The 8,722-nt window shown below is 56.4% G+C and carries 10 protein-coding genes and 1 pseudogene; 7 read left to right on the top strand and 4 right to left on the bottom strand.

Translation table 11 applies throughout. The annotated features are described in order from the left end of the window. Positions 1–100: 100 nt before the first annotated feature. Positions 101–239 (bottom strand): annotated as a pseudogene (locus tag LDO41_RS31520) (DDE-type integrase/transposase/recombinase); the annotation flags it as partial. A gap of 78 nt (positions 240–317) precedes the next feature. On the opposite strand from LDO41_RS31520, the gene LDO41_RS31515 reads away from it, so the two are divergent. Together LDO41_RS31515 and LDO41_RS31510 are read left to right on the top strand one after the other, a co-directional pair. Next, positions 318–548, top strand: a complete 231-nt coding sequence (locus LDO41_RS31515; protein WP_223995385.1) for a hypothetical protein — start codon at positions 318–320, stop codon at positions 546–548. Positions 549–746: 198 nt separating this feature from the next. After that, the gene (locus LDO41_RS31510) at positions 747–1,427 is read left to right on the top strand and encodes a hypothetical protein (protein WP_223995384.1); all 681 of its coding nucleotides are present in this window, start codon (positions 747–749) and stop codon (positions 1,425–1,427) included. Positions 1,428–1,631: 204 nt separating this feature from the next. Here LDO41_RS31510 and LDO41_RS31505 read toward each other — a convergent pair whose 3' ends face one another. The 3 genes from LDO41_RS31505 to LDO41_RS31495 form a co-directional block, all read right to left on the bottom strand. Beyond that, entirely contained in the window at positions 1,632–2,243 is a 612-nt protein-coding gene (locus LDO41_RS31505; RefSeq protein ID WP_223995383.1) for a hypothetical protein, read from the bottom strand. Positions 2,244–2,308: 65 nt separating this feature from the next. Next, positions 2,309–2,995, bottom strand: a complete 687-nt coding sequence (locus LDO41_RS31500) for a hypothetical protein (RefSeq protein WP_223995382.1) — start codon at positions 2,993–2,995, stop codon at positions 2,309–2,311. Between the two features lie 714 nt (positions 2,996–3,709). Next, positions 3,710–4,015, bottom strand: a complete 306-nt coding sequence (locus LDO41_RS31495; protein WP_223995381.1) for an H-NS histone family protein — start codon at positions 4,013–4,015, stop codon at positions 3,710–3,712. Positions 4,016–4,530: 515 nt separating this feature from the next. Between LDO41_RS31495 and LDO41_RS31490 the strand changes: the two genes are divergently transcribed. The 5 genes from LDO41_RS31490 to LDO41_RS31470 all read left to right on the top strand — a co-directional run bounded on the left by LDO41_RS31490 (position 4,531) and on the right by LDO41_RS31470 (position 8,673). Next, positions 4,531–5,181 carry a hypothetical protein gene (locus LDO41_RS31490; RefSeq protein WP_223995380.1) on the top strand — a complete coding sequence of 217 codons (651 nt, stop codon included), beginning with the start codon at positions 4,531–4,533 and terminating at the stop codon, positions 5,179–5,181. Between the two features lie 582 nt (positions 5,182–5,763). Continuing rightward, the gene (locus tag LDO41_RS31485) at positions 5,764–6,555 is read left to right on the top strand and encodes a tyrosine-type recombinase/integrase (RefSeq protein WP_223995379.1); all 792 of its coding nucleotides are present in this window, start codon (positions 5,764–5,766) and stop codon (positions 6,553–6,555) included. Positions 6,556–6,641: 86 nt separating this feature from the next. Beyond that, positions 6,642–7,322, top strand: coding sequence for a GNAT family N-acetyltransferase (locus LDO41_RS31480; RefSeq protein WP_223995378.1), 681 nt, complete (start codon positions 6,642–6,644; stop codon positions 7,320–7,322). Positions 7,323–7,459: 137 nt separating this feature from the next. Next, a complete protein-coding gene (locus LDO41_RS31475; protein WP_223995377.1) occupies positions 7,460–7,876 on the top strand; it encodes an HU family DNA-binding protein in 417 nt (138 codons plus the stop codon). 92 nt (positions 7,877–7,968) lie between these two features. Next, the gene (locus LDO41_RS31470; RefSeq protein ID WP_223995376.1) at positions 7,969–8,673 is read left to right on the top strand and encodes a hypothetical protein; all 705 of its coding nucleotides are present in this window, start codon (positions 7,969–7,971) and stop codon (positions 8,671–8,673) included. The last annotated feature ends 49 nt before the right edge of the window (positions 8,674–8,722 follow it).

Raw genomic sequence — 8,722 nt, 5'->3', positions numbered from 1 at the left:
AGGACTCGACCAAGACTGATACGAAACCCTACAATCGACACCGCGCAACTCCCATCCCGCCGAATCGGTCACGATCCCGAAATCGGCGGTCACGTTCGCCGAAATACGCAGTCATCGACGAACTGACCCGCCAGCCGACCGATGCGCCGTGCAAACACGTCGATCACGAAGGCCACGTACAGCCAGCCCTGCCACGTCGAAACGTAGGTGAAGTCCGAAACCCAGAGTTGGTTCGGCCGCTGGCCGGTATCGGACCCTGTCCTACGCGCGAATGCCTCGAGCCTCAAGAACCCGAGCGTTGGGCCGTAACCTTACACATGAAAACCGTTCTGACCCCTGCGCCCGATGCCGATGATGACCACCTTGCAAAGCTGCTGAGCGAATTAGTGCGCAGGAGCTTTATAAGGTCATGTTTGCGCTTGGAGGATGGCGAGTACCTGCTGGATCTCAAGCCGGGCGCGGAGCGATTTTTTTGGCAAGCTGGCCCTTGGGCGCACTATTTTTCCGCCGCGGTCGGTGCATTAATGGGCGAGAGGCTTTATTGTTGAATCGACGGCAGAGGCAGAGCGACGCACGCCCAGACGCGTGCCGCAGCCCCTAGTGAAAGAGTCACAGGGCTGCGTCTCGCCATGGTAACTTTAGTGCGTGGGAGAAGCATTAGCCCTGTCATCGGGTGCGCCAGGTTGTGATTGGAGTTTGTCTCGTGGATATCCTACGCTGTAGATAATATTAGAAGGTATTTGCACATGAGAGAACGAATTGTTATCGCCTTATTGTTTTTAATTTTTGCCGGCGCATCGCTTTCTTTTTTCTATCTCGGGGGCATTTCTTCAGAAACCTCCGGCATTCTCGCAAACTTGGGTACCGGATTTATTGGCACAGCGCTTACCGTATTAATCGTTGACTGGCTTTATGAACGGCGGACGTGCCAAGCCAGTTGCAGAAGTATAGCTATATCGGTCATGCAAGAACTTGATCATGCCATTTGGGTCTGGCAGGGAGACAGTCGTCAATTTGACATTGATGAACTCTACACGAGAATTTCACTGGCGGAACCGGATGATCCCTTTCCTCCCTACACGCAAAATCTTTTCATGAGATTAGGAACAAGATGCGTGGGATTCTCGACGACGAAAGTGGACGATCTGGCTTTCCAACCGCGATTGGCATTTTGTATAAAACAGCTTTCTCGCTTAGAGCAAGTACGTGACGCAAACCGAGATTTCGATTTTGTCCAATTCAAATCACTCCTTTTGAATGCGGTTGAGAGTCTATCCGAAGCCTGTAATATTTCCCGGCCTCAGATCATTCGATTACCTGTCAGCGCGCATAGAATTACATCTAAAGAGCACCAACATTACAGGCACTATGGCCGACAAATAGACGGCAGCCCGCAGCCGATCTGGACAACATTTGACCCTGTGTAGGATCGGTTGGCACCGGCGTAGCGATATCAAAGTGGCGGAAGGCCTCGCAGCCTCCGCAGCCGAAGTGACCGGCTTACGGCGCAAGTGTCGGCGGCCACGTACCGGCGTTGGAACGGGATGGGACTGGCCTCAGAAAATCCGTACACCGCAACCCTAAGACACGAAGACACGTAAGTGTTGGCTGCTTTCTGTGCGCTCGGTCTGTCAGTTCAGGCGATCGAGGTGGTGTTGGGGCACTAACATCTGGTGCGGTCGTCCATCTTGGCCGTAGTGCTCGCACAAGACTGGTTCACCGAACTTGTAAGCCCCGCTATCTAATATGGATCTGTGCACCGAGACCACAATCATTTCCAGTCCGTTGTTGCTCACCCTGTCGCCGACCTTCATTTCTGCGGCCAAAGCTGCAGCGAACTGCTTCTGCAGCATCTTACCCTCGCGGCGGCCTCTGCGAGACAACGTCACCTCAGCCCGCAGAAAGCGATCATGCGCAATCAGCCCACGCGAGCTTAGCCCCGTGGCCGCTCTAGCGATGGCATGATCGTTTAGCAGGGAGCCGAACTGTTGCGTCGCTTTGTGCATTTGGATCTGTTGCCCTCCAGCTTTCGCAAGAGCACACAGCAATTCCGCCTCTTCATCGTTTAAGGGGCTGCGCGCATGTTGGCGGCGGGCATAGGCAACCTGCCCGAGTGCAAGCAGTAACTCGCCGAGTGGCGCCATGCACCAAAAGACGAGCAGGGCTGAGAGCAGAATCAGCGCGAACGGAGGCAGAGCCTCGTAGTCCTTTGGCACGCGCGGGATAGGGACTGTGCGCGTCATTCGACATGCATACGCTGAGGTTATCATCACAACGTGACCGGCTTCGACTCGTTCGGATGCAGAGATCAGACCGGAGGTGGAATTTTCGCGATCATTTCCGCTGGATATGCTGCCTCTTGTTTCACCCGGTCCCATTCCGTCTTCAGAATCGTGCTGGTCAACGTGTCCGCTTTGGTCACAAGGTCACTCAAGCGCTTGATTAGTGCGATTGCCGACTCGCGGCTTCGCGATGCTTGCGTGTCTCTAAATATCTTTCGGATCTCGTCCAAGATATTACGCAATTCCATGTGAAGAGGTTCACTCGGGTTAAGGCGGAGACGTAAACGGTGATGACGCTCTTGGTGGGACCGGTCGATTGCCCCGTTTTTTTCCGAAAATACCGATAAAAGTTTATTGGCTTCTGTCGTGCGCTGGTCGAGCGGAATAGTCGCGTCATTGTGCAAGGTCACCCATTGTTCTCGCACGGCATCCCACTTCCACAAATATTCCTGCGACTCCGCGAGATGAGTCGCAACGTCTGATCGTAGTTCATCGATCCATTTTTGACGTTTTTCGGCAATAAATGTGGCCGCGGAGCGTACTGTAGAAGTGCGCTGAACATCGAGAGATAAGGCTGCTTGCCTGAATTGATTCGCTGCCTGTTCGAGAACCTGACTGCGACTCTTGCGCGCAAGGTAAATATTCGTGATGACGCTGATAAGGGCCGTGGCGCTTGCCCCGATAGCCGGCCAGCCCGTAGTATGAATACTCATCGTTATGTGTTTCGTAGCGTTGGAAAACAATGCCGCTTATTACGGGGCCAAGAATGAAGCCCAGCGGCTTGCCATGTCGCTAGCCCGTACGGGTAAGCGACCGTACCGATATTTGAGAGCCGTATTTCGTTATCGCAAAGGTGACCCCACCGTCCCATTCTAGCGCCACCCCGCCGCCGCACGACGCGCACTTGCCGGTATCTCCATTATGCGAGTCGTCGAGCGGACCCGTTTCACCGTGTCACCACAGGCCCCACCTTGATATAGGTACGACACAGTCCGGTTCCACGGTGTTTTCTCGACTTGAAAGCAAGCGTTGCCGACTACGAACGCACAGAACCACATTCGCCGGTTCGATCGAGCGAAAAGCTATCTGGTAGCTACTAGATAACCATGCTCGGGCCGCAGCGACAAAAGGGGGCATTGCTCGACGTGCGTCGCGATCGTGACGATCGCAGGAGATTGCCCGCGGACCGGATGCGCTTAGCCGCAGTTCGCGCTGTGTCTCCGATCGCGGACCGGTCGTGATGCCACCACGTAATCAGTGCCGCGGCCTCATCGAGCGTTGATGCTGCCCAAACCTTCGACATCTCCGCGCCAGCCTCTGACCACCACACTTCACCTTCCGCGTCGCCGTCTATGACGCTTCTCCTGTAAATAGCTTTCGCGGCGTCTAAGGGAATGACCATTCTCCGACCTACTGCGGGCTTGCGATCAGACGGCAATCCGGAAGCGCTCTCGATTTTTTCCAACAATCCACGATGGGGCGCGGCCTCGGCCCGACCACGTTTTTCCCGTCTTGGGATCCTGAAAGGCCGCCGTTGGTGCAGAGGGTTTCAAAGTTTTGCTTCCAGGCTTACGACCGCGGCGCTTAACGATGATGTCATCGGTCGTCAATCCATACTGCACCATAAGTTCTTGAATTCTCGCGATGGCACCGCCGACTTCCTCTGCTCGAACGGCGGCGATCTGGTCGTCCAAGAGGTTGCGCTGTGCGAGTAGTTCCTTGTAAGTTGCCATGTCCGTTCCATCGGTGAGAAAGCCGTCATACTGAATTGCTCAGATCTACAAAGCAACAACTAAAGAATATGCCGATGTCGCAATGACGTCCGCTTAGCGGGAAGGGTATGTCGGCCTACCAGTTGCTGCCGATCGGCAGATCTGTCTGCGCTGATCGTTGGTGACACCCCGATGTAGCGCATCATCGATCTGGAGAATGTGTTTGATATCGACGCGGGCGCCGGATTCAGCGATGGCACACTCACGGTGGCGCAACTACCAGATGAGGGAAAGATATCTCGACGGGATCCCGGGCATCGTCTGCGGCAGATCTCGCGCTTAGAAGCGCGAATGGTATCAAAGATTGCGGATGTCGCCACAGGGCCCCGCGAACGGCGACGAAACTAACGCGAGCCGTGCGAAGCTTGGGAGTGGGGTGCGCTTCAAATACTGTTGCATTTCGCGCATAGATGGGCGAATGGAGTTCGGATAAAGTGCGGTTTCTCTGCGACTAGGCCGTATGGCCACGGACATCAATGTGTGACGCACTCGTATGGTCATTTGACGTACTCACCAGCATTCAATGGCTTGAGCTCATCAAGGCTGTCGCCCCCGTTGCAACTGCGATCATTGCTTTCTTGGCACTACGAAATTGGCGCCGCCAAGATAAGGCTAAGAGGGAAGCCGAATTCCTCGACTCGCTTATTGAAGCCACGCACGATTACGTCGCAGAGATTCCGACGCCCATCACTCTTTTGGAAATCGCGCGGATCGGGATGGCAAGCCACGCGAGTGGCGAATCGAGCGATGCGGCCGTATTTGGTGCAGTGACCTTCATCCGACAGCAAGGGGGAGATCATGCACAACGGATGCTCGCGGCTCTCGCGGCCACCAAGTCGTCGATGATCAAACTCCGGTCGCTTGCGACAAAGGGACAGGTGTTTGCGTTCGACGACTATGCGAATTGCATGAATGCAGTGGCGATGTTGACGTGGCAGTATGACAGGACGGAAGCATTCACTGCATTAATTGGCTCATCCTCCCTAAACTGGGAGCATCCCGAGATTCTCAGACGCCTAGTGGATGTGATGGCAATCGAACCCGATGAAATGCGCACCTGTGTGCGGGACAACAACATCGCATTGATTAAGTTTGCCAGCGACACATACAAGCTGATTTACGGGTAGTCCGTCATTGGCGGAGTTATTTATATATCGCCCGTCGCCCGTCGCCCGTTGCCCGTCGTTCGGCGCGCGACCGACTGGAAGCCGTAACCGCCCAGGCCGCAGCCGCACAAGCCGAACTGGACGCACTCCGCAAGCAACTTGCAACTGCTGCGGATAAAAGAGAAGGTGGGGATGCTGAGAAAACTCCTCAGAAGACCCGCACCGCCCCCCCCAAGTCGTAGCGGGCCGACTGTCGCCTCGCCTGAAGCCCAAGCGCGTATAGGTCAGCCAAGCTGCGGGTTGGGCACGGGCACCAACCCTGAGGCACCCACTTGCCTACCATGGTTCGGCTTGTGCGCCGCCGCTACAAGTGACGATCGTTGACTGCCTAGCGACGCGTCGGCCTGCGCCCCACCGATTGCGAGCAGCGTCGGCGCAGAGCGCCGATAAGTTAGTTGGGTCATCCCAACTCAGTATATAAATCAAATGGACCAACTCTGGCTCACTGACCCCGTCCGGGCATTTGCGCACTGGCAGTCCAGCGAGGCTTCAGGCGCGGACCGTCGGCCATTCGCTCGTCAATCGATCGTGCAGCACCAAGCCATGTTCGATCGATTTCTGCGGCATCTGCTCGGCCATAAGAAGACGTTAGCCAGCTTCGGAGCCAGCGACATCGAGTCGTTCTGGCTCGCCGATGACACGAGTGGCCACGGTATTTCGACCCGCATGAGATACCTGAAGCTGCTGGATCGCATGTGCCGCCATCTTGTGTACGCCGGCATCCGCCATAGCAATCCAGCAAGTGAAATGGCCTTGGCCGGCCGCTGGCCTGACGCAGACCCCACTCCCCTTTTCCTGCCCGAGGAAGCCGATGTTCGCCTGCAGGAGTATGTGGCGGCCGCCGCGATGATCGAGGACGTGCCAGCGCTATGCGCCTGCGCAATCGTTGCGCTGCTTCTGGCCACGGGTATTACTGCGGCCGAGTGCCAGGACGCCCGTTCCGTCGACCTGCATACCGAGGCATCCCCGCCCTATCTCCATGTCCCCGCCCGAGGCTCGCGTCCCGCTCGTACCGTCGAGCTGCCTGCCTTTGCGCTGCCGGCGCTCACACGGTGGCAGCAACGGCGGCCAACATTGCAAATCGAGGGTGCCCTGCTCTTTTCTATGCGCGCCCGCGGCACCCCAGTCACTGTCGCAACGCTTGGGAACGTCGTTCGGTCAGCATTGCTGGCGATCAAGTTCGAAGCCGAAGACCTAAGTCCGCGCGTGCTTCGCAACACGTATGGCCGCCGCCTCCTGCTTGCAGGAGTGCCCATGGAAGAGGTCGCGAAAAGAATGGGCTTGACCAGCCACCGAACGTGCGAGCGCTTGTTGCTCACTATCGATCCCGCCTAGAAAGCGAATCCGGCGCCTAGAGTTTGCCTTTGGCTCCCGGCACTGTTACTTTCCCGGGGTCCCCCAAAGCGATGGAGCGCGAATTAGTGTTCGACAAGCGACACCTCAACGATGCACTTGCGCAGCCGCTCTCGCTTGTAACATCGAAGCCGGCGTGGCGGGGATCCGATTCTGCAAATTTCGCCGTCTTTACCGAGCCGCCCGATGCGCCGGGCATTGCGCCGCTGCTGAAGTCGTTGCTAGGCAACGTTCGTGAAGCCGCTGAACAAGACGACCTGTCGGAGCGATATAGTTCCCTCGTCGGCGACGGTCTGGATCGATCGCGTGGAACAAGGGTCGAACGCGAAGTCTGGAAAGATGGCACCCACAGCCAGCGCATACAGTATCGGCTCATTGCCACTACTGCCGAGCTGGCTCCGATCGGATACTGCACCTTCGCGATCCTCACTGACCAGGTCTCTGGCTTCGAGCTTGAGCCGGAAGAAGTTTGGGCTGCGCCAGAATGGCGGGGCCACGGCATCGGATCCGCCTTCGCGCAGATCGTCGCCTCGATCGCCGTGCATACGATCGGAGAGCTCGATGTCCGACCGGCCGATAAGGTCAGGTTCGTCCTTCCATTTCCGGTCTTAGTAACCGGCGACGTCTATTCCTTGTCGGGGCAGGCTTTTCTGTTTTCCGTTGGCGCGGCTCTGAGCGATACCTCCCACGGCGTAAGGTGGAAGGCCTTCTCCAAGATTGGTCGCATCGAGGTGGAACCCCGCTGGTGACGCAACCATCGAGCATTTCCTCCTATTACCTGCGCCCCCCCCCCCGCACGTGTTGCCCAAAGTGGGTGCGTTTAGCTATGCTTGCCGCGACGCCGGTCACGTCGGCCGCCGTATGCTCTCAACAGGAAAACCAACACATGGCAACGAAGAAGACTGTAGCGCCCAAGACGGCAGTAAAAAAAGCGCCAGCAAAGAAGGCAGCGACGGCTACACAGAAGACCACCGCTGCGCCGGTGGCAAAGCCGATCAAGGACACGTTCAACAAGTCGAGTCTGCTTGCTCACCTCGTCGAGCAGACCGAGCTCGACAAAAAGACTGTCCAGACCGTGCTCATTCACCTTGAAAGCACGATCGCCAATGCCATTCACAAGAAAGGCGCGGGCGAATTCACGTTGCCGGGGCTGTTTAAGGTCTCCGCCATCCAGGTGCCGGCGACGAAGAAGCGTTTCGGAAAGAATCCCTTCACTGGTCAGGACCAATGGTTTGCGGCCAAGCCAGCTTCAGTGAAGGTTAAAGTGCGGCCGCTCAAGAAGCTGAAGGACGCAGCGCTCTAATCTGAGGAAAGCGCGCAAAAAGAGGAGATGCAGCTTCTGCTCGGCGGAGCCATAGTGTCGGATCTCGCCGATCCAAACCTCTTGGATCGACTATGATAATCAAGCTTTCCATTCCTGCGGTTCATGCGCCAAACGATCCGTTTCTTGGCTATTGGGGCAAGCAAGCCTTCTTGGGCCACTTCTCTGATAACCCTTTCGTGACCACTATCGCATCCACTTACGTGCGATGTGTTTTCGCTGCTCGTGAGGATTACCAATCCGCCGCGGAGCATCTGAAGAATTATTGGGAAGGGGACGGAAACGCGCTACGAGTGAGCGAGCTCTACCGCGCTATTACACGTCTAGAGTCATGCATAACTGCAATGTATCTAGCGGTGCGCGCGCTTCGCCAGTTGCGCAAGCGGAGAGAACTCACGGAGCGGGAGCGAGCAGTGATCTGCGCGAAGAAAGCGAAACCTCGCTTTCTTGGTTCAGATGGCGATTTGCTAGGACAGATTCGTAACAAGATCCAGCACATTGAAGAAGAGCTCGCTGAAGGAAAGGTTAGTAAGGATCTTCCGTTTATGATCGTCATGACCGGTCCTGAAGTTCCGGTGGATGATCCTAGGAATCCTGGTCAGGTGCTGAAGACGATCGATCGCTTACAAGTGCACAAGTTCGAAGTGCGTTTCGCCGAGCTAGCCGCATGGCTTGGAGAGATGGTTGACTACGTCGACAAACTCCACTCCCTCATGCCCATCGAGGTCAACTCGGTCCAAGGCAAAGTGTTTGCTCCTCTTGAGGTCCCACCGCAGTGAAAGCAGAGAACCATGGTAGCAGTCGTGCCGGAGCTTGATCCGCGATACC

The sequence above is a fragment of the Cupriavidus pampae genome (assembly GCF_914271485.1).
Lineage (GTDB): Bacteria > Pseudomonadota > Gammaproteobacteria > Burkholderiales > Burkholderiaceae > Cupriavidus > Cupriavidus pampae.
Note: the sequence above shows the minus strand (reverse complement) of the source record. Positions and strands in the feature narration are given on the sequence as shown.

Excerpts from the sequence above, each read along its gene's own strand:
- LDO41_RS31515 (WP_223995385.1), top strand. The coding sequence starts at position 318 with ATGAAAACCGTTCTGACCCCTGCGCCCGATGCCGATGATGACCACCTT.
- LDO41_RS31510 (WP_223995384.1), top strand. The coding sequence starts at position 747 with ATGAGAGAACGAATTGTTATCGCCTTATTGTTTTTAATTTTTGCCGGC.
- LDO41_RS31505 (WP_223995383.1), bottom strand. The coding sequence starts at position 2,243 with ATGACGCGCACAGTCCCTATCCCGCGCGTGCCAAAGGACTACGAGGCT.
- LDO41_RS31500 (WP_223995382.1), bottom strand. The coding sequence starts at position 2,995 with ATGAGTATTCATACTACGGGCTGGCCGGCTATCGGGGCAAGCGCCACG.
- LDO41_RS31495 (WP_223995381.1), bottom strand. The coding sequence starts at position 4,015 with ATGGCAACTTACAAGGAACTACTCGCACAGCGCAACCTCTTGGACGAC.
- LDO41_RS31490 (WP_223995380.1), top strand. The coding sequence starts at position 4,531 with ATGTGTGACGCACTCGTATGGTCATTTGACGTACTCACCAGCATTCAA.
- LDO41_RS31485 (WP_223995379.1), top strand. The coding sequence starts at position 5,764 with ATGTTCGATCGATTTCTGCGGCATCTGCTCGGCCATAAGAAGACGTTA.
- LDO41_RS31475 (WP_223995377.1), top strand. The coding sequence starts at position 7,460 with ATGGCAACGAAGAAGACTGTAGCGCCCAAGACGGCAGTAAAAAAAGCG.
- LDO41_RS31470 (WP_223995376.1), top strand. The coding sequence starts at position 7,969 with ATGATAATCAAGCTTTCCATTCCTGCGGTTCATGCGCCAAACGATCCG.